27 protein-coding genes, 2 tRNA genes, 1 pseudogene and 1 riboswitch are annotated in these 26,272 nt (G+C 63.1%); of the genes and pseudogenes, 17 read left to right on the top strand and 13 right to left on the bottom strand.

From position 1 onward, the window contains the following. Nucleotides 1–35: 35 nt before the first annotated feature. Nucleotides 36–3,521: a hybrid sensor histidine kinase/response regulator gene (locus GTK01_RS19045; protein WP_252929063.1), complete on the top strand. Its 3,486-nt coding sequence runs from the start codon at nt 36–38 to the stop codon at nt 3,519–3,521. On the opposite strand, the gene GTK01_RS19040 is transcribed toward GTK01_RS19045, so the two are convergent. After that, nucleotides 3,522–4,175: a response regulator transcription factor gene (locus tag GTK01_RS19040; RefSeq protein ID WP_252929061.1), complete on the bottom strand. Its 654-nt coding sequence runs from the start codon at nt 4,173–4,175 to the stop codon at nt 3,522–3,524. A gap of 206 nt (nt 4,176–4,381) precedes the next feature. Here GTK01_RS19040 and GTK01_RS19035 point away from each other — a divergent pair, with 206 nt between their 5' ends. Further along, nucleotides 4,382–4,774 carry a hypothetical protein gene (locus GTK01_RS19035; protein ID WP_252929059.1) on the top strand — a complete coding sequence of 131 codons (393 nt, stop codon included), beginning with the start codon at nt 4,382–4,384 and terminating at the stop codon, nt 4,772–4,774. A gap of 4 nt (nt 4,775–4,778) precedes the next feature. Here the strand turns inward: GTK01_RS19035 and GTK01_RS19030 are convergent, their stop codons facing one another. Beyond that, nucleotides 4,779–5,195, bottom strand: a complete 417-nt coding sequence (locus GTK01_RS19030; RefSeq protein ID WP_252929057.1) for a DUF4988 domain-containing protein — start codon at nt 5,193–5,195, stop codon at nt 4,779–4,781. A 69-nt stretch (nt 5,196–5,264) separates the two neighbouring features. Here GTK01_RS19030 and GTK01_RS19025 point away from each other — a divergent pair, with 69 nt between their 5' ends. Beyond that, nucleotides 5,265–5,612: a DUF952 domain-containing protein gene (locus GTK01_RS19025; RefSeq protein ID WP_252929055.1), complete on the top strand. Its 348-nt coding sequence runs from the start codon at nt 5,265–5,267 to the stop codon at nt 5,610–5,612. Then, entirely contained in the window at nt 5,609–6,679 is a 1,071-nt protein-coding gene (locus GTK01_RS19020) for a quinone-dependent dihydroorotate dehydrogenase (RefSeq protein ID WP_252929053.1), read from the top strand. Before GTK01_RS19025 ends, GTK01_RS19020 begins: the two co-directional genes overlap by 4 nt. Here the strand turns inward: GTK01_RS19020 and GTK01_RS19015 are convergent. After that, nucleotides 6,667–7,962, bottom strand: coding sequence for an MATE family efflux transporter (locus GTK01_RS19015; protein WP_252929089.1), 1,296 nt, complete (start codon nt 7,960–7,962; stop codon nt 6,667–6,669). The two genes, GTK01_RS19020 and GTK01_RS19015, sit on opposite strands and share 13 nt — an antisense overlap. Before the next feature lie 126 nt (nt 7,963–8,088). On the opposite strand from GTK01_RS19015, the gene GTK01_RS19010 reads away from it, so the two are divergent. After that, entirely contained in the window at nt 8,089–8,991 is a 903-nt protein-coding gene (locus tag GTK01_RS19010) for a histone deacetylase (protein WP_252929051.1), read from the top strand. Here GTK01_RS19010 and GTK01_RS19005 read toward each other — a convergent pair whose 3' ends face one another. Together GTK01_RS19005 and GTK01_RS19000 are read right to left on the bottom strand one after the other, a co-directional pair. Then, entirely contained in the window at nt 8,992–9,258 is a 267-nt protein-coding gene (locus tag GTK01_RS19005) for a DUF6460 domain-containing protein (RefSeq protein ID WP_252929050.1), read from the bottom strand. 61 nt (nt 9,259–9,319) lie between these two features. Then, nucleotides 9,320–9,393, bottom strand: a tRNA-Gly gene (locus GTK01_RS19000). Nucleotides 9,394–9,509: 116 nt separating this feature from the next. Between GTK01_RS19000 and GTK01_RS18995 the strand changes: the two genes are divergently transcribed. Next, a complete protein-coding gene (locus GTK01_RS18995; protein WP_256483977.1) occupies nt 9,510–10,343 on the top strand; it encodes an ion transporter in 834 nt (277 codons plus the stop codon). On the opposite strand, the gene GTK01_RS18990 is transcribed toward GTK01_RS18995, so the two are convergent. Further along, complete coding sequence (locus GTK01_RS18990) at nt 10,291–11,376, bottom strand: 2'-deoxycytidine 5'-triphosphate deaminase (protein WP_252929046.1); 1,086 nt, start codon at nt 11,374–11,376, stop codon at nt 10,291–10,293. The genes GTK01_RS18995 and GTK01_RS18990 overlap by 53 nt on opposite strands. Before the next feature lie 87 nt (nt 11,377–11,463). Further along, nucleotides 11,464–11,540: riboswitch (SAM riboswitch) on the top strand. A gap of 55 nt (nt 11,541–11,595) precedes the next feature. On the opposite strand from GTK01_RS18990, the gene GTK01_RS18985 reads away from it, so the two are divergent. After that, on the top strand, nt 11,596–12,780 hold the full coding sequence (locus GTK01_RS18985; protein ID WP_252929044.1) for an O-succinylhomoserine sulfhydrylase: 1,185 nt from the start codon (nt 11,596–11,598) through the stop codon (nt 12,778–12,780). Here GTK01_RS18985 and GTK01_RS18980 read toward each other — a convergent pair. Further along, the gene (locus tag GTK01_RS18980) at nt 12,777–13,382 is read right to left on the bottom strand and encodes a CDP-alcohol phosphatidyltransferase family protein (RefSeq protein ID WP_252929042.1); all 606 of its coding nucleotides are present in this window, start codon (nt 13,380–13,382) and stop codon (nt 12,777–12,779) included. The genes GTK01_RS18985 and GTK01_RS18980 overlap by 4 nt on opposite strands. Nucleotides 13,383–13,518: 136 nt before the next feature. Between GTK01_RS18980 and apaG the strand changes: the two genes are divergently transcribed. After that, nucleotides 13,519–13,911 carry a Co2+/Mg2+ efflux protein ApaG gene (gene apaG, locus GTK01_RS18975; protein ID WP_252929040.1) on the top strand — a complete coding sequence of 131 codons (393 nt, stop codon included), beginning with the start codon at nt 13,519–13,521 and terminating at the stop codon, nt 13,909–13,911. Here the strand turns inward: apaG and GTK01_RS18970 are convergent. The 4 genes from GTK01_RS18970 to GTK01_RS18955 all read right to left on the bottom strand — a co-directional run bounded on the left by GTK01_RS18970 (nt 13,904) and on the right by GTK01_RS18955 (nt 17,850). After that, entirely contained in the window at nt 13,904–14,161 is a 258-nt protein-coding gene (locus GTK01_RS18970) for a hypothetical protein (protein WP_252929038.1), read from the bottom strand. The genes apaG and GTK01_RS18970 overlap by 8 nt on opposite strands. 461 nt (nt 14,162–14,622) lie before the next feature. Then, nucleotides 14,623–15,612, bottom strand: a complete 990-nt coding sequence (locus GTK01_RS18965; protein WP_252929036.1) for an Hsp33 family molecular chaperone — start codon at nt 15,610–15,612, stop codon at nt 14,623–14,625. Between the two features lie 106 nt (nt 15,613–15,718). Beyond that, on the bottom strand, nt 15,719–16,636 hold the full coding sequence (gene argF, locus GTK01_RS18960; protein WP_252929035.1) for an ornithine carbamoyltransferase: 918 nt from the start codon (nt 16,634–16,636) through the stop codon (nt 15,719–15,721). An 11-nt stretch (nt 16,637–16,647) separates the two neighbouring features. Beyond that, entirely contained in the window at nt 16,648–17,850 is a 1,203-nt protein-coding gene (locus tag GTK01_RS18955; RefSeq protein WP_252929033.1) for an aspartate aminotransferase family protein, read from the bottom strand. Nucleotides 17,851–18,221: 371 nt separating this feature from the next. Between GTK01_RS18955 and GTK01_RS18950 the strand changes: the two genes are divergently transcribed. Further along, on the top strand, nt 18,222–18,719 hold the full coding sequence (locus GTK01_RS18950; RefSeq protein WP_252929031.1) for a GcrA family cell cycle regulator: 498 nt from the start codon (nt 18,222–18,224) through the stop codon (nt 18,717–18,719). A gap of 116 nt (nt 18,720–18,835) precedes the next feature. Here the strand turns inward: GTK01_RS18950 and phoU are convergent, their stop codons facing one another. Next, nucleotides 18,836–19,564, bottom strand: coding sequence for a phosphate signaling complex protein PhoU (phoU, locus tag GTK01_RS18945; RefSeq protein WP_252929029.1), 729 nt, complete (start codon nt 19,562–19,564; stop codon nt 18,836–18,838). Here phoU and GTK01_RS18940 point away from each other — a divergent pair, their 5' ends adjacent. From GTK01_RS18940 to GTK01_RS18915, 5 genes are all read left to right on the top strand, one after another. Further along, complete coding sequence (locus GTK01_RS18940) at nt 19,565–20,464, top strand: autoinducer binding domain-containing protein (protein ID WP_371924398.1); 900 nt, start codon at nt 19,565–19,567, stop codon at nt 20,462–20,464. It abuts the gene before it with no gap. A gap of 349 nt (nt 20,465–20,813) precedes the next feature. Continuing rightward, nucleotides 20,814–22,010, top strand: coding sequence for a glycosyltransferase (locus GTK01_RS18930; RefSeq protein WP_252929026.1), 1,197 nt, complete (start codon nt 20,814–20,816; stop codon nt 22,008–22,010). Between the two features lie 195 nt (nt 22,011–22,205). After that, nucleotides 22,206–22,601: a hypothetical protein gene (locus GTK01_RS18925; RefSeq protein ID WP_252929014.1), complete on the top strand. Its 396-nt coding sequence runs from the start codon at nt 22,206–22,208 to the stop codon at nt 22,599–22,601. 32 nt (nt 22,602–22,633) lie between these two features. Next, nucleotides 22,634–22,710, top strand: a tRNA-Gly gene (locus tag GTK01_RS18920). 171 nt (nt 22,711–22,881) lie between these two features. Then, nucleotides 22,882–23,856 carry an IS1595 family transposase gene (locus GTK01_RS18915; RefSeq protein ID WP_252929011.1) on the top strand — a complete coding sequence of 325 codons (975 nt, stop codon included), beginning with the start codon at nt 22,882–22,884 and terminating at the stop codon, nt 23,854–23,856. Here GTK01_RS18915 and GTK01_RS18910 read toward each other — a convergent pair. Continuing rightward, the gene (locus tag GTK01_RS18910; RefSeq protein WP_252929009.1) at nt 23,853–24,314 is read right to left on the bottom strand and encodes a hypothetical protein; all 462 of its coding nucleotides are present in this window, start codon (nt 24,312–24,314) and stop codon (nt 23,853–23,855) included. The genes GTK01_RS18915 and GTK01_RS18910 overlap by 4 nt on opposite strands. A gap of 80 nt (nt 24,315–24,394) precedes the next feature. On the opposite strand from GTK01_RS18910, the pseudogene GTK01_RS18905 reads away from it, so the two are divergent. The 3 genes and pseudogenes from GTK01_RS18905 to GTK01_RS18895 form a co-directional block, all read left to right on the top strand. Continuing rightward, nucleotides 24,395–24,679: pseudogene (locus GTK01_RS18905) on the top strand (glycosyltransferase family 2 protein); the annotation flags it as partial. 80 nt (nt 24,680–24,759) lie between these two features. Next, nucleotides 24,760–25,509 carry a hypothetical protein gene (locus tag GTK01_RS18900; protein ID WP_252929000.1) on the top strand — a complete coding sequence of 250 codons (750 nt, stop codon included), beginning with the start codon at nt 24,760–24,762 and terminating at the stop codon, nt 25,507–25,509. Nucleotides 25,510–25,581: 72 nt separating this feature from the next. Further along, nucleotides 25,582–25,770: a helix-turn-helix domain-containing protein gene (locus GTK01_RS18895; protein ID WP_252928998.1), complete on the top strand. Its 189-nt coding sequence runs from the start codon at nt 25,582–25,584 to the stop codon at nt 25,768–25,770. Nucleotides 25,771–26,272: the final 502 nt, after the last annotated feature.

The raw sequence follows: 26,272 nt of genomic DNA, 5'->3' as shown, positions 1-26,272 counted from the left end.
TTGCCTGAACGGACAAGGAGGAGGAAAGACCGGGCATGCAGGGCTGGGTGGTCGTCATCGTCGCCATTGCCTATGTCTCGCTGCTGTTCGGCATTGCGAGCCTCGGCGACCGGCATTCCGCGCGCTTCGGGTCGGGCAAGGCGCGCCCGTACATCTACGCGCTCAGCCTGGCGATCTACTGTACGTCCTGGACGTTCTTCGGCTCGGTCGGGCTGGCCAGCGAGCGCGGCTTCGAGTTCCTCGCCATCTATATCGGGCCGATCATGGTGTTCCTGTTCGGCTTTCCGCTGCTGCGGCGCATCATGCGGCTGGCGAAGTCGGAGAAGATCACATCCATCGCCGACTTCCTTGCCGCCCGCTATGGCAAGCGCTTTGCCGTCGCCTCGATCGCCACGATGATCGCCGCCGTGGGCACGGTTCCCTACATCGCGCTTCAGTTGAAGGCGATCTCCGGCAGCGTCAGCCTGATGGTCGAGCACTACAACGGCGCGCCGCCGGTGATGGACTTCGTCTTCGGCGACATCTCGCTGATCGTCACATTCCTCCTCGCCGTCTTCGCCATCCTGTTCGGCACGCGCCATGCGGACGCGACCGAGCATCAGGACGGACTGATCCTCGCGGTCGCGGTCGAATCGATCGTCAAGCTTGCGGCTTTCCTGGCGGTCGGCATCGCCGTCTCGTTCTTCTTCTTCGGCGGTCCGAGCGAACTGATCGGTGAGGTCCGAAATTCCGCCCGCGCCATGGCGGCTTACGATTTCCAGACATCGCTGTCGACCTGGATCACCATGACGGCCCTGAGCGCCATCGCCATCATCATGCTGCCGCGCCAGTTCTACGTCACCATCGTCGAGAACCGCTCCGAGAGCGAACTGCGCACGGCGACCTGGCTATTTCCGGCCTATCTGGTGATCATCAACCTCTTCGTCGTCCCCATCGCCTTTGCCGGCATCGTTCTGCTCGGTCCCGAACAGAACGCCGACCTCTACGTCGTCTCGCTGCCGCTTCTCTTCGGCCAGGACTGGCTGGCGATGTTCGCCTTCATCGGCGGGCTCTCGGCGGCCACGGCAATGGTGATCGTGGCGAGCGTGGCGCTGGCGATCATGATTTCCAACGATCTGATCCTCCCGCTCTTCCTGCGCGGCATGGCCAAACAGTATCTCGTCCAGCGCGACGATCTTTCGAAGGTCATCCTCAACATCCGGCGCGCGGCGATCTTCGCCGTTCTGATCGCGGCGTTCCTCTATTATCGCGAGATCACCAACAACACCCGTCTCGCCTCGATCGGGCTGATCTCGTTTGCCGCGATCGCGCAGTTCGCACCAGCCTTCTTCGGCGGGCTGGTGTGGCGCGGGGCAAATGCCCGCGGCGCGGTGATCGGCATGGTCGCCGGTATCACGATCTGGGGCTACACGCTTCTTATGCCCTCGCTTGTCTCGCCGGACACGCAGATCGTCCAGTTTGGCCTGTTCGGGCTGGAGGCGTTGCGCCCCCAATCGCTGTTCGGCACCAATGCCGAGCCGCTCGTTCACGGCGTATTGTGGAGCCTTTCGGTCAACGCGCTGTTTTTCGTGCTCGGCTCGCTGTCGCGCACGGCCAAGCCGCTGGAGCGCATCCAGGCGGCGCTGTTCGTGCCGCGCGACACCAGCCCGATGCCGAGCTTCCGCAGGTTCCGCACCGCCGTCACCGTCGATGATCTGAAGGACACGATCGCACGTTATCTCGGCGTCGAGCGGACGGAACGCTCGTTTCAGAATTTCGAGGCAAAGCAAAGCCAGCCGCTCGTCGGCAAGGAGCCGGCCAACATGGCCGTGATCCGCTTTTCCGAGCAGCTTCTGACGAGCGCGGTCGGCTCTTCGTCGGCGCGGCTCGTCCTGTCGCTCCTCTTCCAGCGCCACGACCGCTCGCCGCGCGAGGCGCTGCGGCTTCTCGACGACGCATCGGAGGCGCTGCAGCACAATCGCGACCTGCTGCAGATCGCGCTCGACCAGATGGAGCAGGGCATCACCGTCTTCGACCGCGACTTTCGCCTGATCTGCTGGAACAGGCAGTACCGCTCGCTCTTCTACCTGCCGGATTCCATGGGGCGAGTCGGCGTCTCGCTCGACGAGATCCTGCGGCATCTGGCCGATCGCGGCGATATCACGTTCGACACGATCCACCAGACGATCGACCGCCTAGCGGCCTTTCGCTCTCCCTGGCAGCTCGAATTGAAGAGCACCGGACGGATCATCGAACTCAGGTCCAATCCGATGCCTGACGGCGGGCTGGTCGCGACCTATGCGGACATCACGGCGCGCGTGGAGGCCGACCTTGCGCTCAAGCGCGTCAACGAGACGCTCGAGAACAGGGTCGCGCGGCGGACTGCCGAGCTGACCCGCGTCAACGAGGAACTGGCGCAGGCGCAGATGCTGGCCGAGGAAGCAAATCTCGGCAAGACGCGGTTCCTCGCCGCAGCCGGCCACGACATCCTGCAGCCGCTCAACGCGGCGCGGCTCTATTGCGCCTCGCTTGCCGAAAGCGTCGGCCAGAGCCCGGTCGGCGACGGGGTCGCCAATATCGAATCCTCGCTCGATTCGGTCGAAACGATCCTCGGCGCCGTGCTCGACATTTCGCGCCTCGATACCGGCGCGATGCGGCCGGTCGACACCACTTTCCGTCTCGACGGACTGCTGCGGCAGATCCAGACCGATTTTCAGCCGCTGGCGCAGGAGAAGAAGCTCGACCTGCGCATCGTTTCGACCGGTCTGGCCGTCCATACCGACCGCAACCTCTTCCGCCGCCTCGTGCAGAACCTCGTCTCCAACGCGATCAAATATACGCGCACGGGCCGGGTGCTGGTCGGCATCAAGCGGCGCGGCGATCTGCTCGAACTGCAGGTCCACGATACCGGCATCGGCATCGACGGCGACAAGCTGAACACCGTCTTCCGCGAATTCACGCGCCTTCAGGACGGCGCGCGCGAGGCGCAGGGACTGGGGCTCGGGCTCTCGATCGTCGACCGCATCGCGCGCGTGCTGCGGCTGGAAATCCGCATCCATTCGGTCAAGGGGAAGGGATCGTGCTTTTCGGTGCTGCTGCCCATCACCGAAGCGCCGCAGGCGGCACTGGCGAGCGACGTGCGCCCGCAGGTCGGCTCCAACATCCGCCTCGACAGCGTCTCGGTTCTTTGCGTCGACAACGAGCCGCGCATCCTCGACGGGATGCGCAAGCTGCTCGAAGGCTGGGGCTGCCGCGTGACCACGGCCGGACGCTTGTCGAGCCTGACGGCGGCGATGCCAACGCCGGATGTCATCCTCGCCGATTTCCACCTCGACCAGGAAGACGGCTTCCAGGCCATCGCGCGGGCGCGGCAGATCTGGGGCGATGCCCTCCCCGCCATCCTGGTGACCGCCGACCGCTCGAACGACGTGCGCGAGCGCGCCACTGCGCTCGACGTGCCGGTGCTGCAAAAGCCGGTGAAGCCGGCGGCGCTGCGCACAATGCTGACGCGCTATCGAAAACTGCTGTCGGCGGCCGAATGATCAGGCGCTGGCCTGCTGCTCCATGCCGATGCGCGAGAGGCGGATGACTGCCTGGGTGCGGCTGTCGACGCCGAACTTTTGCAGGATCGCTGAGACATGCGCCTTGATCGTGGCTTCCGACACGCCGAGCTCGTAGGCGATCTGCTTGTTGAGAAGACCTTCGGCCAACATGGTCAGGACGCGCGACTGCTGCGGCGTCAGCGATTGCAGGCGCTGGATCAGGTCGGAGACCTCCGCATCCCGCTCCTCCCCGAGTTCGAGCCCGTCAGGAAGCGCGATGCCGCCGGCGAGCACGGTTTCCACCGCCCCGCGGATCTGGTCCATGCCGGCCGACTTCGAAATGAAGCCCGAGGCGCCGAGCTCGATCGCGCGCCGGACAGTTTCCGCATCGTCACGCGCGGAAACGATGACGATCGGGAAATTGGAGGAGATGCCGCGCAGCGCGACGAGGCCGGACAGGCCGCTGGAGCCAGGCATGGTCAGATCGAGAAGAAGAAGATCGATGTCGTCATTGGCGACGACGCTGGCCTTCACGGCTTCGAAATCACCCACTTCCTCGATCCTGGCATTCCCGAATGAGGAAAGCGCCTGTTTGAGCGCACCGCGAAACAGCGGATGATCGTCGGCGATGACGAAGCGATAGCGCTGATCCAAAAACCCCTCCCTGTTCCGGCCCGCGGGCGAAGTTTAGCGGGAAGTGCGGATGGCGCTAGTGCGATTGTGGCAATGCGCCGGATTTTGTGAACTCCGTTTATTCCCGAGCCGTGCTTTATTCGACTTTAGTCGTGCAGATCGCGCCCCTTTGAGGAACCCGCCTGCCGGCATGACGTTAAGGCACATCCAAAATCGGAACCGCCCTGATGGAAACCATAAGGCAGATTGCCGTCTTTTGCGTCGGCCGCGCCGTCATGTTCGGCGCGCTGGCGATCGGCATCGTGATGCTGGCCTTTTCCTTCGACCCAGCGTGGGCGCTTCGGGCAGGCGCGGTCATGACGCTCGTCATGGCGGCGATCCTCGTTTTCAAGGCGCAGACGGCGAAACACAAAATGCCAAGCCGCACGGAAGTGTGGATCTATCTCGACGATGGCATGAAGCCGAAAAATGACCATGCGGTGCGCTATTTCGGCAAGGTGCTCAGCAAGGTCTATGGCCGCTTCGCGCAGGTATCCCTGTTGGTCGCCTGCGCGATGTTCGTCGTCTCCCAGACCTTCTTCGCGTTTGGCCTGACCGTCTACGACGTCGCCATGCGCTGAACCGTCAGGTGCGGTCGGGAGCGGGCTCGTCCTGCGGCGAGCGAAGGCCCCTTTCCCAGTCCTCGACGATATCGAAGAAATTTTGGAAAAAGCGCTTCATGTAGCCGAGCGAGCGCTCGAACTCCTCCTCCGAGGGCAGCGCATCCGTGGCATCGTTCGATGCTCCGGCCTGTCGCTCCAGCGCCTCGACGCGACGTTCGAGATCGTCGATCCGCTCCTCATAGGCCGCGCGCTCGTCAGTCGAGGTGCGGCAGACGAGCTGGCCTGAGCGCTCTTCGCAGACCGACATCTGGCCGGTCGACGTGTCCATGCGCACGAAGCCGGTATCGGTGCGCTCGAGGCGGTAGCGTTCGGTTTCCTGCGCGAGGGCGGGAACGGTCAGTGTTCCGAAAAGAGCGGCGGCGACGAGGAGATGGCGCATATGAAATCCTCCTTGGCATGAGCGGCCGCGGCGCTTTCCATCGAGGCGCCCGACCGCTATAGCGCGGATATGACAAGCATTATCTACAAGATCGTCCCGGCGCCAATGTGGCAAGAGGCGGTGCGACGCGGCAGTTTCGACGGCGCGCCCGTCGACCTTGCCGACGGGTTCATTCATTTTTCGACCGGTGCCCAGGTGCGCGAGACAGCGGCCAAGCACTTTACAGGGCAGGACGATCTCCTGCTGGTGGCCGTCGACGGCGATGCGCTTGGCGCGGCGCTACGTTACGAAGCCTCGCGCGGCGGTGATCTCTTCCCGCATCTCTACGGCACGCTCGATCCCGCCCTGTCGCTTTGGGCCCTGCCCCTGCCGCTGGGCGCGGACGGCCGGCACGTCTTTCCCGAGCTGGCGGCATGAACCAGATGTACCGGACGATCGGCCGCAAGCTTCTCTTTGGCCTCGATGCCGAGCGCGCGCACGGGCTTTCGATCGCGGGGCTGAAGAGCGGGGTGCCGCTTTGCCCACAGCCGGCAGCGGACGTGCGGCTTCATGTCGAGGTCGCCGGGCTTTCCTTCCCCAATCCGCTTGGAATGGCGGCCGGATACGACAAGAATGCCGACGTACCGGACGCGCTGTTGAAGCTCGGCTTCGGCTTTGCCGAAGTCGGCACGGTGACGCCGAAGCCGCAGCCGGGCAATCCCAAGCCGCGCATTTTCCGGCTGGTCGAGGACGAGGCGATCGTCAACCGGCTCGGCTTCAACAATGAAGGCCATGACGCGGCGCTGGCGAAACTGCGTGCACGGGCGGGCCGCAGGGGCATCATCGGCGTCAATATCGGGGCGAACAAGGACAGCCTAGACCGGGTCGGCGACTACGTGCTGGGCGTCAAGCGCTTTGGCGACCTCGCCTCCTACCTGACCGTCAACATCTCCTCGCCCAACACGCCGGGGCTGCGCGACCTGCAGGCGCGCGCGAGCCTCGAGGAACTGCTCGGCGCGGTCGCGGCCGCGCGGAGCGACAAGGCGACGCCGATCTTCCTCAAGATCGCGCCGGACCTTGGCGATTCCGACCTTGAGGACATTGCCGAAACGGTCGCGGGCAAGGGGATCGACGGCATCATCGTCTCCAATACGACGCTTTCGCGCGACGGGCTGACGAGCCGGCTGGCGCAGGAAAGCGGCGGCGTTTCGGGCCGGCCGCTCTTTGCCCGCTCGACGATCATGCTGGCGCGGATGCGCCGTCTTGTGGGGCCGCATCTGCCGCTGATCGGCGTCGGGGGCGTGGATTCGACCGAGACGGCGTTGGAGAAGATCGCAGCCGGCGCAGACCTCGTGCAGGTCTATACGGGCATGGTCTATGCCGGGCCGACGCTGCCGGGCGAAATCCTGCGCGGCATGAGCCGGTTTGCCGAAGCTCAGGGGCTTGCCTCGCTGCGCGACATTCGCGACAGCCGCACCGACCACTGGGCTCGTCAGACGCCCTGACCGAAGGTCTGCGCTGCCCGGCGCGGCAGGACGGCGAGAAGGCTGAGCCCGCGCGCGGCAAGGAAGATGTGGAGCGCAGCCCACAGGCCGTGATTGCCGAGGAGCGGCCCGAGCCCAAAGAGCGCCGCGACGTAGAGCGCCAGCGAAAGCAGCATCATGTTGCGCATGTCGCGTGACCAGGTGGCGCCGATAAAGACACCGTCCATCAGGAATGCGAGAACCGCAGTGACCGCGGTCAGCGCGGCCCATGGCAGGTAGGTCGATGCGAGATCGCGGACTTCGGGCGCAGTGGTTACGAGCGCGATCAGGTGGTCGCCAAGGAAAAGGACGACGAGCGCCAGAAGACCGGAGAGCGCGAAACCCCAGATCGCGGTCAGTGTCACGGCGCGGTCGAAGGCCGGGCGATGGCGCGCGCCGACGGCGCGGCCGGCAAGCTGCTCGGCGGCGGTGGCGAAGCCGTCAAGAAAATAGCTCGACGCAAGGAAGAAATTCATCAGGACGGCGTTGGCAGCGAGCGTGACCGTTCCGAGTTGCGCGCCCTGCCGCGCAAGGAGCGCGAAGGCGGCCAGAAGCGCGAAGGAGCGGATCATGATGTCGCGGTTGAGCGCCAGCATGGCCCTGAGTTTGGCAAGGTCACGCAAGGCCCCTGGCCGCATCGGACCGCGCCGGCCAAAGCGCGTCGTCAGGACGGCGATGCCCACGGCAAAGCCCACCGCCTCGCCGAGCACCGTGCCCCAGGCGACGCCTTCAAGCCCCCAGCCCAGATAGAGGCCAAGCCACACCGACAATGCGATATTGGTGAGGTTGATGGCGAATTGCAGCGCGAGGCCGACGCCGCCCTCGCCCCGGCCGAGCACGTAGCCGAGGATGGCATAGTTGCCGAGCGCAAGTGGCGCGCACCACAGGCGGATCAGCACATAGGTCTGCAGCGCTTCCGTGACGCGCGGCTCGCCCCCGATGAACCAGGCGCCGATAGCGGCGATCGCCGGCCCGAGCAGGATCAGCGTGCCGCCGATGAGAAGCGCGAGGATCAGCGCGCGCCAGAAGATCGCCTGCTCCTCCGCCCGGTCGCGGCTGCCGTAGGCCTGGCTGACGAGGCCGGTGGTGCCCGAGCGCAGGAAGTTGAAGGTGGCGAAGACGACGTCGAAGACAATCGCGCCGGCCGCAAGCCCGCCAAGAAGCGCAGCGTCACCAAGCTGGCCGACGATCGCCGTGTCGGCAATGCCGATCAGCGGCGTCGTCAGATAGGCAAGCGTCATCGGAACGGCGATCCGAAGGACCATCGCGTTCGTAACCGTGAAGCGCCGCTCGCAAATGTCCGTCCGTTCGTCCAAGGCGGCTATCCTCAAGGTCGATGCGGCGATTCGCCCGCCTTTCCCGGTGCCAACCAAAGCCTATCTGGTCTCGCGATGAAACTGCCGATCGTTCACCACCCCGATTACGACGCACGATTTCCGGCCGATCATCGGTTTCCGATGAGCAAGTATGCACGGCTGATCGAGGTTCTGCGGGAACGCGGAGTTGCCCGTCCGGACAACGAGCATGTGCCCGACTTGCCGGGCTTCGAAACGCTCGCGCGCGCCCATGCGGGCGACTATGTGCGCCAGGTGATGGATTGCGCCGTTCCGCCGGCGATCGAAAAGGAGATCGGATTTGCGGTCAGCGAGCGCGTGTCGCGGCGCGCGCAGCTTGCAAGCAGCGGGACGCTGCTTGCCGCGCGGCTGGCGCTCGACCACGGCATCGCCTGCAACGCGGCCGGCGGCAGCCACCATGCGCGCCACGCTCAGGGCGCGGGCTTTTGCACCTTCAACGACGTCGCCATCGCGGCACATGCGCTTCTGGCCGAAGGCGCTATCAAGCGGGCGCTGGTGGTCGATCTCGACGTCCACCAAGGCGACGGGACGGCGGAAATCCTGATGGGCGAGAACCGGGTCTTCACCTTCTCGATGCATGCGGCCAGGAACTACCCGGTCCGCAAGGCTGTTTCCGACTTCGACATTGCGCTCGACGATGGCGTCGAAGACGAGGCCTATCTTGCCCGGTTGACGGCGATCCTGCCCCTGGTGGACGATTATTCGCGGCCACAGATCGTCTTCTACAATGCCGGCGTCGACCCGCATGGCGACGACAAGCTCGGACGCCTTGCACTTTCCGATGACGGAATCCTCGCGCGGGACCGCGCCGTCATCGGTCACTTCCGGGAGCGGGGCATCCCTGTGTGCGGGGTCATCGGCGGCGGCTATTCGAACGATATCGACGCGCTGGCTGCGCGGCACGCAATCCTGTTCGATACGGCGGTTGCGTTCGCCTGATCAGCCGCGCCGGTAGCTCAGAAGGCGGATGATGAAGAAGGCCGGAACGACGATGATGGCGCCCACGAGGAAATAGTCGATGAAGCGGCCGAAGGCGTCGAAGCCCATGTAGTAGATGTTGAGGACGAGATCGCGCACGCCGTAGATGACGTCATAGGGCGACCAGCCCATCACGCTCATGACGATGCCGACCAGAAACGAGATCACGATCAGCTTGACCAGAACCCGCAAAGGACTGTCGCCGAGAAAGCGGTTCACTGCCGACATGTGATGTCTCCGTTGGTGCGAGATGGGACATACGCATTCAGGACGGACGCTTCAAGCCGGCTGGAGCGGGTGAAGGGAATCGAACCCTCGTATTCAGCTTGGGAAGCTGCTGCTCTACCATTGAGCTACACCCGCGGCGCGCTCATTAATCTGCGAGCAGCACGAGCGCGTCAAGGGTGATTTGTAGCTGTGGACCGTTGACGGACCGCGTTGGCTCGCCCACTTGTGGCGCCGACTTTCCAACCTTCAGGATGACCGACGTGACACGCTTGCAGACGCTGATCGAATCGCGCCGCTTCGAACTTTTCATCACCATCTTGATTATCGTCAACGCGATCACGCTGGGACTGGAAACCTCGCAGGCCATCATGTCCCGCTTCGGCGCCATTTTGATTTTCATCGATCGAGTGGTGCTGGCGGTCTTCGTCGCCGAACTTGCAGCGCGTGCGTTCGTCTATCGCGGCCGCTTCTTCAATGATCCGTGGCGCATCTTCGACTTGATCGTGGTGGGCATCGCCTTGATGCCGGCGACCGGCAATCTGTCCGTCCTGCGCGCGTTGCGCATTCTGCGCGTGCTTCGGATCGTCAGCGTCGTGCCGTCGCTGCGCCGGGTCGTCGGCGGGCTCGTGGCAGCCCTGCCGGGCATGGGTTCCATCGTGCTTCTGCTTGGGCTGGTCTTCTACGTCTCTTCGGTGATGGCGACGAAGCTCTTTGCTGCGTCATTTCCCGAATGGTTCGGCACCATCGGCGAAAGCGCCTATACGCTCTTCCAGATCATGACGCTGGAAAGCTGGTCCATGGGCATCGTGCGGCCGGTGATGGAGGTCTATCCCTGGTCCTGGCTCTTTTTCATTCCGTTCATCGTCACGACCTCGTTTGCCGTTCTCAACCTCTTCATCGGTATCATCGTGTCGGCCATGCAGGAGGAGCATGAATCGACCGCATCGGAAGAGCGCTCGCAGATGAAGGACGAGCAGGACATGATCCTGCACGAGGTGCGGGCGCTGCGGGCGGAAATCCAGGCGCTGCGGACTAGCGAAAATGCTTCGACAGCTTCAGGCCCTGCGCCTGATAGTTCGACTTGAGATCGGCGCCGTAGAGCGCCTTCGGGCGCTCCAGCATGTGCTCGTAGACGAGGCGGCCGACCGTCTGGCCGTGTTCGAGGATGAAGGGAACCTCGTGGCTGCGCACTTCGAGCACCGCGCGGCTGCCGGTGCCGCCGGCGGCCGAATGGCCGAAGCCGGGATCGAAAAAACCGGCATAGTGGACGCGGAACTCGCCGACGAGCGGATCGAACGGCGTCATCTCGGCCGCATGGTCGGGCGGGACATGGACCGCCTCCTGGCTGACGAGAATGTAGAACTCGTCCGGGTCGAGGATGAGTTCCTTGCTGCCGCGATCATGGAGCGGCTCCCAGAAATCCAGCACATCCTGCGCGGCGCGCTTGTCGACGTCGACAACGGCCGAATGGTGCTTGCCGCGATAGCCGATCAGACCGTTCGCGTCACCCGTCAGGTCGATCGAAAGCGCGATGCCGCCGCCCGAAATGTCCGGGTTCGCCGCCGCGACCAGCGTTTCGGCCTTGTGAAGCTCGTGCAGCGCCGTCTCGTCCAGCAGAGCGTTGCCGATCCGGAAGCGGATCTGCGACAGGCGCGAGCCGGTGCGCACCACGATCGGGAAGGTGCGCGGGCTGATCTCGAGATAGAGCGGGCCATCATAGCCGGCCGGGATCTTGTCGAACTCGGCGCCGAAATCCGTCATGACGCGGGTGAAGATGTCGAGGCGTCCGGTCGAGCTCTTCGGGTTCGCCGAGGCGGCGATGTTCGCCGGCAGTCTCAACGTCTCCAGAATCGGCACGATGTACACGCACCCCGTCTCCAGAACCGCGCCGGCTCCAAGGTCGAATTCGTGCAGCTTGAAGCGTTCGAGCTTGTCGGCGACGCGGTTTCCCGGACCGGGCAGGAAGCTGGCGCGCACACGATAGGCGCGCTTGCCCAAGCGAAGATCGAGACTGGCCGGCTGGATCTGGTCGGCGTCGAGCGCGCGGTCGCAGGACAGCGCGCCGCTGGCGAACAGTTCACCGATCTGCCGGTCCGGCAATATTCCCGTCTGACGCACGGTGCCTACCCCTCTTGGCGCCCTCGATTGGCGGCGAGGTTTAACCAGGTCACGAATTGACGCAAGGCACGAAAGCCTATAGATCCCGCCTTATCCCGTGGTGATTTGCCGGTCGGCTTGCAGCCACGTAAAACAAGTCGCTAAAGGACCGTGGGCCGCAAGGCTGTATGGACCGGCGCGACTGTTCGCGGCCGGTTTTTTTGTGTCTGGATGATGCCTATGTCGAACGAGAAGAACTGGAAGCCCGCAACCCAACTCGTGCATGGTGCGACGATGCGCTCGCAGTTCGGCGAGACGTCCGAGGCGATGTATCTGACGCAGGGCTTCGTCTACGACAGTTCGGAATCGGCCGAGGCGCGCTTCAAGGGCGACGAGCCGGGCTTCATCTATTCGCGCTACGCCAACCCCACCGTCGACATCTTCGAAAAGCGCATGTGCGCGCTCGAAGGCGCAGAGGACGCGCGGGCCACCGCATCTGGCATGGCGGCGATCTCGGCCGCCCTGCTCTGCTCGGTCAAGGCGGGCGACCATGTGGTCGCGGCGCGCGCGCTGTTCGGTTCGTGCCGATGGGTGGTGGAAACGCTGATGCCGAAATACGGCATCGAGTCGACGCTGGTCGACGGGCGTGACCTTGCCCAGTGGGAAGCGGCGGTGCGGCCCAACACCAAGCTCTTCTTCCTCGAAAGCCCGACCAATCCGACGCTCGAAGTCGTGGACATCGCGGCCGTCGCAAGGATTGCAAACGGCATCGGCGCGCGAGTGGTCGTCGACAACGTCTTCGCGACGCCCTTGCAGCAAAAGCCGCTCGAACTTGGCGCGCATGTCGTCGTCTATTCCGCGACGAAGCATATCGACGGCCAGGGACGGTGCCTCGGCGGGATCATCCTTTCCGACAAGAAATGGATCGACGAGAATTTGCACGACTATTTCCGTCATACCGGCCCGTCGCTCTCGCCCTTCAACGCGTGGACCCTACTCAAGGGTCTCGAGACGCTGCCGATCCGGGTGAAGCAGCAGACCGAGAGCGCGGCGCGGATCGCCGATCATCTGGCGGCGCACCCGAAGGTTTCGCGCGTGATCTATCCGGGACGCGCCGACCATCCGCAGGCCGAGATCATCGCCCGCCAGATGAGCGGCGGCTCGACGCTCATCTGTTTCGAGACGAAGGGCGGCAAGCCCGGCGCGTTCGCCTTCCAGAACGCGCTGGAGATCGTACGGATTTCCAACAATCTTGGCGACGCGAAAAGCCTCATCACCCATCCGGCGACGACCACGCACAAAAACCTGACGGAAGAGGCGCGCGCCGACCTGGGGATCACACCCGGCACGGTTCGCCTTTCGGTGGGACTGGAAGATGCCGGTGACCTGATGGCGGACCTCGACCGGGCGTTGGACGCGATCTAGCCGAAGGTCTTTTTGGCGATGACGATGCGCGACAGCGCGGTGTAGAAGCAGAGCCCGGCGAAGACGAGGGCCAGTACCGGAAACCATGCCGGCAACAGGCAGAAGGCGACGAAGAAGGCGATCGTTTCCGTCGCCTCCGCCAGTCCGGTGGTGAAGAAGATGGATTTTTCGCCTCGGGCCTCGGTCGTCAGGCCGCGCCTTTCTGCCATGACGGAATAGGCGAGGAAGCTTGCACCGTTGACATAGAAGGACAAGATCAGGACGGCGCCGGCCAGCCCATTTACCGCCGGATCGGCAAGGACGAAGCCGAGCGGAACGAGGCCGTAGAACGCGAAGTCGAGCACGATGTCGAGATAGCCCCCGAAATCGGTCTTTCGCGTGTGGCGCGCGACGGCGCCGTCGAGGCCGTCGCCGAGGCGGCTGATGAGGATGAGCGCAAGGCCGAGCCAGTATGAGCCGGAAGCGATGGCGATGAAGGCGGCGATGCCGAGGAGAAAGGCAAGAACGGTCACCGCATCCGCACCGATGCCAAGGCGCGCAAGGGATCGACCTATCCGATCAAGCGCCGGATCGATCCTTGTCCTTGCCCAGCCATCCAGCATCGCGTCGCTCCTTTGCTGCGCTCATTACGGCACAGCACTCCGACACGATCATCACTTTCGCTTCAACTTCGCCGCAAATGCACCGAAATGTCGGCAATGTGCGTTAATGCGCGGTGACAGCCAGTGGACGCAACTGATGTACCGAACCACGACACGCGGCATCGAAATCACCGTCGAGCCCTTCTATCTGGAGGAGCGTTCGCAGCCGGAAGCCAGCCGCTATTTCTGGGCCTACCGGGTCACCATTGCCAATCACGGAACGCAGGGCGTGAAGCTCATATCGCGGCACTGGCGCATCACCGATTCCACTGGCAAGCTCGAGGAGGTGCGTGGCGCCGGCGTCGTTGGTGAGCAGCCTGAACTCGAGCCCGGCGACAGCTTCCAATACACGTCCGGCTGCCCGCTCGGCACCGCATCCGGCTTCATGGTGGGCGAGTACAGGATGCGCGATGAAACCGGCCGGGAGTTCGACGTCGCCATTCCGGCCTTCTCTCTCGATCTGCCGGGCGAACGTCACTCCGTCAATTGAGTTGCTCGTCGCCGCCCTCGCCTACCGGAAAAAGCGAGCGGTCGACCAGAGCGCGGCCGAAGCGGTACATCAGGTCGGCAGCGAGCTTCTGGTCCTGGCCGAGATGGCGGTTGAATGCCTTGCCGGCGGCGAAGTTCATTCGCTGCGCGGCGTCGGGGTCGATCTGATGGATGGCCTGCGCAAGGAGGACGGCGATCTCGCAGACGGCCTCTGCGATCTCTTCCTCGTGGCCGGCTGACAGTGCGGGCATGCTCGTTCCGATCGGCTGTGTATCACGGCGGACCTTGGCAGATTATGGTTTCCGCAATGCTAATCAGTTCATTGGGGCGCCCATGGCGGGGGCGGAACAGTCCGGGTTCGACCATTCATGGCATGGAGAGCCCGCGCGATCGCTCCGTCCGACCGTGTCGGAGGTGACGAGTTCTGCGAAGCCGGCTGCGAAGCCTGCAACCAGGAGCCAGATTATTGCCAGTCTTATGATCATCGTACATCCGGTAGCGTTGCCCCCCGCTTGCCGAACTTCGAGGCATCCTGCAACCGCACGATTGATGAAGCTTTAAGTCACACGTTAACAAAAGTGGCGCAAATGTGGCTTAGCCATCGGTGCATGGCCAAAGCGCAGCATTCTCACCGGCAATCTCGTCAAAGAGCGTCGCCTCGCTGCCCTTCCGGGCGGCAAGGACAACGAGCGGCAGGACCTGATTGCCCTGTTCAGTTCCGCGTGACGAAGTCGGCGGGATCGAACTCGTAGTGGGTCGAGCAGAACTCGCAGGAGACCTTGATCTTCCCATCCTCGATGCTGTCGGAGATTTCCTCTTCCGTGAAGCCGTCAAGGATGCCGCGGATTTTGTCGCGCGAGCAGGAGCAGTCGTCCACCACGTTCGAGCCTTCGAAGACGTGGACGCCATGCTCGTGGAAGAGCCGGTAGAGAAGGCGCTCGGGGCCGACGGTCGGATCGATCAGCTCGTCCGCCTCGATGGTGGAAACCAGCGCCTGCACCTCCGCCCAGGCATCATCGGTCGGATCGGGGATCTCGCCATTGTCGCCGTCGCCGCCCGGAAGGTCGGGCAGACGCAGCCGCTCGGGCGCCTCGGGAAGGAACTGCGACATCAGCCCGCCGGAACGCCAGTGCCCGTCAAAGCCGTTCGAGCCCTTGACCATCTGCCGCGCGACCGACAGGCGCACTTCGGTCGGAATCTGCTCCGACTGGCGGAAATAGGTGCGGGCCGCGTCCTCGAGCGAGGTGGAGTCGAGCTGCACGATGCCCTGGTAGCGCTGCATGTGCTGCCCCTGGTCGATAGTCAGCGCCAGAACGCCTTTGCCAAGGAGGTCGGCGGGCGTCGCCGCGCCGGCCGCGCTCGCCTCGGCGACGCGCTCGGCATCGAAGCTGGCGTAGGCGCGCAGCGAGCCGGGCGTGGTGAAGTCGGCGACGAGCATGTCCACCGGCCCGTCCGAACGGGTCTGGAGGATGAACTTGCCTTCGAATTTGAGCGACGTGCCGAGCAGCACGGTCAGCGTCATCGCCTCGGCGAGAAGCCGCGCGACGGGCTCGGGATAGTCGTGCCGGCCGAGGATCGCATCAAGGATCGGGCCGAGCTGGACAACGCGGCCGCGCGCATCGAGCGGGGCCACCTGAAACGGAACGACGGTATCATCACCGGCGAAACCGAAATCGCCGAGCTTTGCGTGCGGTGCTGTCACGGGAACATTCCTATCCTCGGGCCGACGCGATCTCCGCGCGCTGCGCCCGCTGGCAAGGCCAGACCTATCCATGTTGCGCGGCAGATATGTGCCGGGCTCTGCCCAATCAAGCGCCGAAGCACCAGGCAAGCACCGCCTTTTGAGCGTGCAGCCGGTTCTCCGCCTCGTCGAAGACGACCGAGTTCGGGCCGTCGATGACCTCGTCCGTCACCTCTTCGCCGCGATGGGCGGGAAGGCAATGCATGAAGAGAGCATCGGGCTTTGCTCCTGCCATCAGCTCGGCGTTGACCTGATAGGGCTGGAATACGTTGTGGCCGCGCGCACGATGCTCCTGGTTCATCGAAACCCAGGTGTCCGTGACGACGCAATCGGCGCCCGCAACTGCCGCTGCCGCGCTGTCGTGGAACTCGATGCGGCCGCCATTCGCCTTCGACCAGTCGACGAACTTCGCGTCCGGCTCGCTGCCCGCCGGAACGGCGATGTTCAGGCGGAAATTGAACCGCGCCGAGGCTTCGGCCAGCGAGTGCAGCACGTTGTTGCCGTCACCCGTCCATGCGAGGAGCTTGTCCTCGACGGGTCCGCGATGCTCCTCGAAGGTCATCAGATCGGCCATGATCTGGCAAGGATGGGTGTCGTCGGTCAGGCCATTGATGACCGGGATCGTCGCGTGCTCGGTCATCTCCAGAAGACGATCGTGCTCCGTCGTGCGCATCATGATGGCATCGACGTAGCGCGAAAGGACGCGCGCGGTGTCGGCGATCGTCTCCGAGCGACCAAGCTGCATTTCCGTGCCCGTCAGCATCAGCGTCTCGCCGCCGAGCTGGCGCATGCCGACATCGAAGGAGACACGGGTGCGGGTCGACGGCTTGTCGAAGATCATCGCCAGCACCTTGCCTTCCAGCGGTCGCTCGCGTTCGCCAGCCTTGAGGCGCGTCTTGCGGGCGCGCGCGTCATTCAAAATGGCGCGCAGGTCGCCCGATGCGATGGCGGAAAGGTCGGTGAAATGCCGGAATGCTGAAGCCATGGTCTCGTTTCTCAGGCGGCCGAGCCGGCCCTGCGCGCGGGAAGCGCGAGGTCGGATGCGGCGTCGCGGATCGCCTCGACGGCGATGCGGATTTCCTCGTCGGTGACGTTGAGCGGCGGCAGGAGCCGAACGACATTGTCGCCCGCCGGGACGCCAAGGAAGTGACGTCCCCTCAAGGCAAGGTTCACCTCGCCATTGGGCATGCGGCACTTGAGGCCGAGCATGAGGCCTGCCCCGCGCACCCCCTCGAAGACCTCCGGAAACTCGTCGACAACGGAGGCGAGCGACTGCTTGAGAAGCAGGGACTTGCGCCTGACCTCATCGAGGAATCCCTCTTCGAGGACGACGTCGAGCACGGCATTGCCAACCGCCATGGCGAGCGGGTTGCCGCCAAAGGTCGTGCCGTGGACACCCGGGACCATGCCGGTCGCGGCCTCGTCGGTCGCCAGGCACGCGGCGAGCGGGAAGCCGCCGCCGATGCCCTTGGCGATCGCCATGATGTCGGGCGCGATGCCGGACCACTGATAGGCAAAGAGCTTGCCGGTGCGGCCGATGCCGCACTGGACCTCGTCATAGATGAGGAGCAGGCCGTTCTTTTCGCAAAGCGCGCGCAGCCGACCAAGGATGTCAGCTTCGATCGGGCGGATGCCGCCCTCTCCCTGCACCGGCTCGATCAATATGGCGGCGGTCTCTTCCGTGATCGCCTTCTCGACAGCCTCGATGTCGCCGAAAGGAACCTGGTCGAAGCCCTGCACCTTCGGGCCGAAACCTTCGAGATATTTGGGCTGGCCGCCGGCCGCGATGGTGGCCAGCGTGCGGCCGTGGAAAGCGCCCTCGAAAGTGATGATGCGGTAGCGCCCGGCGTGACCCTTGGCATAGTGATAGCGCCGGGCGGTCTTGATGGCGCATTCGAGCGCTTCGGCGCCCGAATTGGCGAAGAACGCCCTGTCGGCGAAGGTTGCGTCGGTCAGGCGCTCGCCAAGACGCGTCTGCTCAGGCACCTCGTAGAGGTTGGATACGTGCCACAGCTTCTCGGCCTGCGACTTCAGCGTCTCGACGAGATGAGGATGCGAGTGGCCGAGCGAATTGACGGCGATGCCGGCCGCGAAATCGAGATAGCGTTCACCGTCCTGCGTATAGAGCCACACGCCCTCGCCGCGTTCGAAGCGAAGCGGCGCACGGTTGTAGGTCTCGAAAAGGGCCGAACCGCCCATGGCCTCACTCCATCCGGGGACGCGATCAAAACAAAAAATCCGCCTCGAGGGCGGCTTGTGCCCGTCTTTATCAGCGTTCACGGGCGCGCTGTCAATTCTTTGCAACGCAGCGTCATCCGCGCGCTTGGCGCCCGAGCCACACGACAGTTCGGCGACACGCAAAGCGCCCAAGTTGGGGAAAACCGAAAAAACAGAATCGGTGTGTCCGGCCGACTCTTGTCACCGAGTCAGCGCATATTGTAGTTTCGGGCCAATAAAGAACTAGATTTCGTGCGGCGGATCTAATCACCAAGCTCAACGCGGTGCCCACTCGGCAGTTGCCCGAGCGGGAACGGATTCGGATTCCGCACCTCACTTAGGAGCGTGTCGCCATGAACTGGACCGACGAGCGGGTTGAACTTCTCAAGAAGCTGTGGTCGGAGGGGCTCAGCGCCAGCCAGATCGCAACCCAGCTCGGGGGTGTCAGCCGCAACGCGGTCATCGGCAAGGTGCACCGACTGAAGCTGTCGGGCCGCGGGCGCGCATCCTCTGCGACGCCGCGCCCGAAAAAGACGGCACCTTCGGCCCCCAAGGCGCCTCGACCCAGCCGTCCGGTAACGACCACGATCGGAGCGACCGCGCTGCAGGCCCGCTTTGACGCGCAGCCGGAAACCGCACCCGCACCGCGCCTCAGCAGCGTCGTCGTGCCACTGTCGCGCAATCTCAAGCTGATCGAACTGTCGGAACGGACCTGCAAATGGCCGAATGGCGATCCGTTGGCCGAGGAATTCTCGTTCTGCGGCAACGATGTCGGCGATTGTGGGCCTTATTGCGCCTATCATGCGCGCGCCGCCTACCAGCCGGTCGCCGAGCGCCGGCGCCGCGGCTGAGTTCTCCAGCTGCGGACATTTCGGCGACTGCGGTCTCCTGAACCATCCGTTTTTCTCAGCCGCATTCGTGCGAGACCAGGCGTTTGCGTCCGGCTGCCGAACGCGCGAGCTGGTGCTTACTGCGCCGCGAACCGCGCGGCGTCCATCACCACACGATGGCTCTCGTCCTCCTTGGGACGATCCGGCGGCAGCTGCTCGCCCGTCACGATAAAATAGACCGTCTCGACGATGTTGGTGGCATGGTCGCCAATGCGCTCGATGTTCTTGGCGCAAAAGAGCAGATGCGTGCAGGCGGTGATGTTGCGCGGGTCTTCCATCATGTAGGTCAGGAGCTCGCGGAAGAGCGACGTGTACATCGCGTCGATCTGTTCGTCCCGGTCGCGGATGAACGGCACGCGCTCGACAGAACGCGTCGCATATAAATCCAGCACGTCCTTGAGTTGCGTCAAAGCAAGGTCCGACAGGGCTTCGAGCCCTCGGAAAAGCCGGGGCGGCTGCCGTGTCTCGGCAATCGCGCTGACGCGCTTGCCGATGTTCTTGCCCATGTCGCCGACGCGCTCCAGATCCGCGGCGATGCGGATGGCGCTGAGGATTTCGCGCAGGTCGCCGGCCATCGGCTGACGACGGGCGATGAGCGCAACCGCCTTCTCGTCGATCTCCCGATGCGCCTCGTCGAGCGCCTTGTCGGCATCGACGACGTGGCGCGCCAGCGTCAGATCCGAATTGACCAGCGCGGCGACCGCCTGCTCCACCAGCCGCTCTGCCTGGCCGCCCATGGCCGCTATGCGCGCGCCGAGCCTGGCCAGATCCTCGTCATAGGCGCGGACGATGTGACCTGTCGGCATGTGATCGCTCCAGAATCGATTTGGTCCAGCCTATGCGCCGGACATGACGGAAAGAAGAAGTTCGGGTTCAGAAAAGGTGCAACAGCACCGCCACAAGGAAAAGTTGTTGCGCAACACCATTTTGGACACATACTATCGTTCGGAACCGAATTCAAAAGGGCATCGGCCGTGCGCTCCCTAGACGAGACGCTTCAATTCGTAGCCGACCTGCAAGCCGCTCATTCCATCGACGCCGTCCAGGACAAATTTCTTGCCCTGAGCTCGCATTACGGGCTCGATCGCGTGCTTGTCGGCACGCTGCCCGACAGCGGGCTCAGGCCCGAGGCCAAGAAGGCGCATTTGCTGACGTATACCTGGCCGGAAGAGTGGCTGGACCATTATGTCAACGAAGATTACTTCGACTGCGATCCGCTGGCCAAGGTCATTCGCCACGACCCGCGCCCGGCTCCATGGAGGGGCGCCGGGTCAATGCAGGGACTTTCTCCGCGCGCTCAACTGATGTTCGACGAGGCCAGCGAGTTCAATATCAAGCAGGGACTCGTTTTGCCCATCATCACGCTCGAGAGCGACATCGTTTTCGTTTCTCTCGCCGGTGAAACGCTCGACATCGATCCGCTCGAGATCGGGACGCTGCATCTGGCCGCGTCACATACCGCGACGCGCGCCCTCCAATTGTCGCAAATCGCCATAGCGCAACGTGCTCGCCCCGAACTGACTGCGCGCGAGCGCGAATGCATCCGCTGGGCAGCGCTCGGCAAATCGGAATGGGAAATTTCCCAGATTCTCGGCATTTCGGAACACACGTCAGAAAAGCATCTGCTCAGCGCCAAGTCGAAACTGGGCGCCGTGAACCGCGTGCAGGCGGTCGCCGAGGCCATCCGGCTGGGCTACATCACCTGAGGCCGCTTTCCAACGGTCGCCATTGCCGACATCGAAGTCCTGGGGATCCACGCCCGATTTAGACTATCGTGCAATATTCTAGCCTTTCCACTCGCACATTTCGACTGGACATAAGCGCCATCTAAACTTTAACGTGCAATAACTTGCATTTAGACGACGTGGGCGGGGGCCTCATGACGATCGTGTCGATATGCCGAACGGGCAGCCATGCCGTGCCCGGGATGGCTTAGGAATGCTCGACGGGGTAGCGGACAGCAGCGTCGATGGCGAAAGCCCTGCCTCGCGATCTTCAGCCTTCACAACCGGCTCAGGGACCGTTGATCGCCGCCGGCCTTCCCCCTGGCGCAGGTTGGGCCAACTGCTGGGCATCTCGCCTGCCGACATCGCCACGGCATCGGCCAGATGCCGGGCAAACGACACGAGCATCGCCGCCGAACTGATTGCGGCCCAGGTCATCACCGAGACGGAATTCTGTCGCGCGCTTGCCCAGATGCTCCACGTACCGTTTCTGGAGCAGGTCGAGCCGTCGCTGATCGACCTTCGCAGAGCGATCCGGTTCGAGGCGCTTTCGCGAAATGGCGACCTGCCGCCCGTCGCCTATCATTCGCAGGTACTTCCGCTCCTGCTGATCGCGCCCAACCTCACCCCCTTGGCAGATCTTGTACGAATGATCGAGGGAAAGGGTGACCTGCGGCGCCGGATATGCATCGTTGCTCCGACGACCCTGCGGGGGGCGATCCAGGAGCGAAGCCGGGTCTCACTGATGCGCCAAGCTGTCTCGGGCCTTGCGGACGCCGCTCCATCCATGTCCTCCCGCACTGTGCTGACCGGCCGCCAAGGATTCGTGCTCGGCCTCGCGACAGCCGGGTTGCTGACGTTTGCGGCGCTCGATCTCAGTCTCTTTGCCCATGTCTTCCATGTCCTCGGCAGCGTCGCCTTTCTTTGCTGCGTGCTACTGCGCTTCGCGGCAGCGATGTCGGCCAGGCCGTGGAAGCTGGCGCGGATCGAGCCGCACGAAGGCGCGCCGCTGCCTGTCTACTCGGTGCTCGTCGCGCTGCGGAACGAGGCGGCGATCGTGCCGGAACTTCTGATCGCACTTGGCAAACTCGACTGGCCGCGCTCCAAACTCGAGATCAAGCTGATCTGCGAAAGCGACGATGCGGCGACACTGGCGGCGCTTGCTGCGCATGAGTTGCACCCGTGCTTCGAGGTGCTGGTGGTACCGGGCGGCGATCCGCGCACCAAGCCGAAGGCGCTTGCCTATGCCCTGCCCCAGTGCAAGGGCGAATTCGTGGTGCTCTATGACGCGGAGGACCGGCCTCATCCGTTGCAGCTTCGCGAGGCCTTCGATCAGTTCAGTCGCAGCGGGCACGACCTTGCCTGCCTGCAGGCGCCGCTGGTCATTTCCCGGTCGCGACCGCTGCTGACGCGCCTCTTCGCGTTCGAATATGCCGCGCTCTTCCGTGGGCTCCTACCCCGGCTCGCCTCATGGCAGGCGCTGATACCGCTTGGCGGGACGTCGAACCATTTCCGCGGTATTAGGTAGCAAATGCGTGTCAACAGATGTCCGCGGCGATGTCCTATACATGCACAGAAGCCCGAAGACATCTTTTTTAAGAATCACGCGATCGATTCACGATTGACGAGACATGGCGCGGCCGGTAGACCGGTCTTCATGGAACTCGAGAGGGACATCCAGCAAAATCGACGGATTTCGGGGTTTCTCGAAACCGAGAAGCTTTTGTTCGAGCGCCTTGAACGTCTCGACGCCGAGATCCGTGCCATCGAAAGCGACCTCGGGCCGCTCGTAGACGAACGGGAGCGGGTCAAAGGATGGATAAGGCAGCTCGGCCTGAAAAGGACGGGGCCTGCCGAAGCGCCTGGAGCGCAGGCAGGGGGGATACCGTCCGTAGAGCAGAGTTCACCCGCCACGATCAAGGACATGGTCATGGCCGTGCTGGCGGACGCGCCGAATGGACGGACGCCGTCGGAAATGAGGAAAGAGATCAAGCGCAGGTTCGGCCGGGAGATCGCGCAGAAAAGCCACTCGCCGCAACTCATGCGGCTCAAGAAGGAAGGCCGGATCGAGAAGGCCGGAGAAGTTTGGGTGCTGAAAAACGAAAACGCCGGGATGTGATCCCAGCGCTTTCTGTTCAGTGCTCCACCATGGCGAACGTAGTTCAAAGGCAGAACACTTAGGTCGCCCACCTAAGAGAATACGGGTCCGATTCCCGTCGTTCGCTCCAGATAACGGGCACGCGCTGGCCTTGTCAAGCGCGTGCCCGTTCGTGTGCTATCATCGTTAACCGGAGACTCCCTGATGAGGGGATCTTACTTTAACCAGATCAATAAGTTAGCTTTGATCCGCGACCGGATCGAGCTCATATCGGAGCGCTCGGCAACAGGGCGCGAGCGGTATGGGCCAGGGACAGCATTTTCTTCTTTCCGCTAAGGCGAGAACGCTTTCGGTCCTCAAGGTCGCCCGCTTGAGCGAGGATGAAGCTCGGGAGACTTTCCGCCTCATTCGGTGGTGCGACACCGATGGCGACCCCGTCTGTCCGGGATGCGCTTGTCAGGCGGTCTATCGACATCGGTCGCGACAGGTCTACTCATGCCAGGCCTGCGGCAAGCAATTCAGCGTGACGACGGGTACGATCTTCGCCAACCGGAAACTGCCTATCAGGACCTACCTGTTGGCGATCGCCATGTTCGTGAACGCCGCGAAGGGCTATTCGGCCCTCCAGCTGTCACGGGACCTCGACGTCCAGTACAAGACGGCCTACGTCCTATGCCACAAGATCCGGGAAGCCGTCGGCGTCGACGCGGTCGGCCGTACCGCGCAGGGCGAAGTCGAGATCGACGGTGCCTATTTCGGTGGATACGTGAAACCGAGCAATTACGTCGAGAACCGCCGCGACAGGCGTCTGGCGAAGAACCAGAACGGCAAGAGACGTGTTGTGGTCGTGATGCGCGAAAGAGGCGGCCGGACTTTGCCGTTCGTCGTGCGAAAAGAGTCTCAATCCGTCCCGGAGATCGAGCGTCGTATCACGCTGGACAGCATCATCCACGCCGACGAGGCGTTGGGATGGGACCCGCTTCACATGTTCTACGAGATGCGCCGGATCAACCATCAGGAAGCCTATAGCGACGGCAAGGCCTGCACCAACCATGCGGAGTCGTTCTTCTCGCGGATAAGACGGGCGGAGATCGGCCAGCATCACCATATCTCGGGACCATATCTGGATTCGTACGCTCGCGAGATGGCGTGGCGTGAGGACACCAGACGTTCCGACAACGGCACGCAGTTCCTGCTTGCCGCCTTCGCGGCCCTGAGCCAGAAGACATCCGAGCGGTGGCAAGGATATTGGCAACGCCATATCCCGAAGAGTTAGAGGCCTGATCCCGTTGTTTGCCTGCGCTTCCACAACGTGTTCCCGCGGTCGTCCTTAACGGAAGTCACCCGCCCTTCCTCGCGTTGCTGACGCAAGGCTTTCGACACCCGTTTGGTGAGATCGGACAGATATTTTCGATCCCTTGCATCGTCGCCGCGTAGCTGGATGATGCCCGTCGCGATTTCGCGGCTTCCGACAGCCTGCGAGGATGCCTTGAGCTCTTCCATGATCGCGCGCGTCAGCTCGCCGCGCCCGAATATGACGTCGCGTTTCTGGCGGGGCACGGCAGCATCCAGATCACCGCTGTAACCGAGCGTCCCCAGCACCCTGTCCAGCGCACTGAGATCGTTCTTGATCTCGGCAAGCCGATCCCGGATCCGCTCGGCTTCGCCGAACATCTCGGCCCGCTTCTTGAGCAGGCCGGTTATCGTGTGTTCGAACGTGTCGGTTCGCGCCATTCTCGTAGTCATAGTCCGCATTATCGCCATGCAGACATGGCGCGGAAGTCCGCTTGATATGCGTCAGCTACCTAATGCCGCATTTCCGCCGCGACGCCCTCGACGCGGTCGGCGGCTGGGACCCCTACAACGTCACAGAGGATGCAGATCTGGGCTTGCGACTGACGCGCTTCGGCTATCGGATCGGCATGATCACGCGGCCGACGCACGAGGCGGCGCCCGCCGACTACGAGACATGGCTGCCGCAGCGCACGCGCTGGTTCAAGGGCTGGATGCGCCTTAACGCGCTATTTTGCAACATCTTGAATATGAATAAAATTTGTAAGTCATCTCGGTTCATTGTTGTCGTCACAGCAACCAAATAGCAACAAGTGGATGGCGAACTCATTTTGAGCGGCCAGTATCGGTTCGGGAGCCGTTTCAACAGACGATTGGAGGCGTTCACATGGTTAACAATTCTGAAGCGGACGTGCACACGAAAGGTTCCTGCGTGGAGCCATCTGTAAAGCGCGAGGATCTGCAAAGGGGCTGGATCGGTCTAGGGACGGCGCTCGATTGGATTGCGCAGCGTGGCCAGCCGCTTTCTCGGCACTTGTACCCTGCTCGGGAAGACACCGCGAACGAAACATTTGTTGCGGCAATGGCAGACCTTCCTTCTGAAATTGCTGAATCACTCGTTCGAGGACAGTTCGAGGATGGGCCCCTGACGTTGGTTCCGATACCCAGCGGGATCTGGCGTCTAACTGCAACGTCCGATGCAAATGACGCTGACCTGCCTTACCGACTGATCGGAACGGATGAAGGTGACCCTTGGGAGGGGGCGATCCTTGGTATGCACGTCGCCGGATATCGCAAGGTCCAAATCCAGTCTGCGTTCATTCTCGATAGATGGCCAGAACACACGCCGGCCATCGAACCGGTGCCAACCCGTGCCACCTCTCGGGCAGACGTGAGGCGACTGGTCGAAAGCATGATCGCCAAGACGCCACAGGAATTGGCGCCGCTTTCCCAAGATGAAATGGAAAACTTGATCCGAACCATGAAGCCAGCTGCTCCGAGAGACATGGTTCGAGAACTCTACCGGGCTCACTACCCAAATCTCAAACGGGGACCCAAAGGGCAGCGCGATCCGGAAAGAAAAGCTCAGCTGGAGAAATTCCGCGGGGAGTTGATCGCCGCGAAATTGCGAAATTAGGTTCTAGCCTTCCTGCACGGCAGCTTCTCCGCATCCACCCGGAATTGTTCGGGTCCAGATGGAGATAAGGCCATGCAGGAAACTTCAGCACTGTCGATTGCCCAGACCGCCCGCTTGCTCGGGATTGGTCGGTCCACGCTCTACTGCATCATCAAGGAAGGTCGCTTGCCGGTCCGCAAGCTCGGCAAGCGCACCCTGATCCTGCGCCGGGATCTCGAGCACTTCATCGCTTCCCTTCCGACTTCGACCGATCCCGACTGATAGGTCGTTGTCGCGATGATCCTGTCGGCCTCAGGCTTCTCTGAGAAACGACGCGGTAACTAACTTCTCATCCTGCGAATTTCCTATGGACCGATCCAGACAAAGAGGTGGCGGGCTGACCGCGGCCCGGACTCCGCCAACGTCCCGGGCCCGATCCCGTCTCCCGAAGACAACAGCGAAGTTCAGCACCACATCTCCGAAGGTCATTACAATGCCTACGCCGAAGCGAGCCAGGCGCGTGTGATCCGCAACAGACCGCAGCCTATCGATCTCACTCAGGCCACGCAGTCATCCCAGTCAACTGGGACCGGAAAGGGAAATGAGGTTGCTATCGCAGTGTCAGCATTGACCGCAGCGACCGACCCGGGAACTGAGTGTGATTTTTCGTGGAATGAGGACCCTGTTTAAGGGGTGATTTTCGTCCAAACGGGACCCCTTAACGTGGGGTCATCAAAGTGCCTCCGGTTTCATCGGAGGCATTTGTGTTTTGGATGTTGATTGT

The sequence above is a fragment of the Aliihoeflea sp. 40Bstr573 genome (assembly GCF_024105655.1).
Classification (GTDB): domain Bacteria; phylum Pseudomonadota; class Alphaproteobacteria; order Rhizobiales; family Rhizobiaceae; genus Aliihoeflea.
Note: the sequence above shows the minus strand (reverse complement) of the source record. Positions and strands in the feature narration are given on the sequence as shown.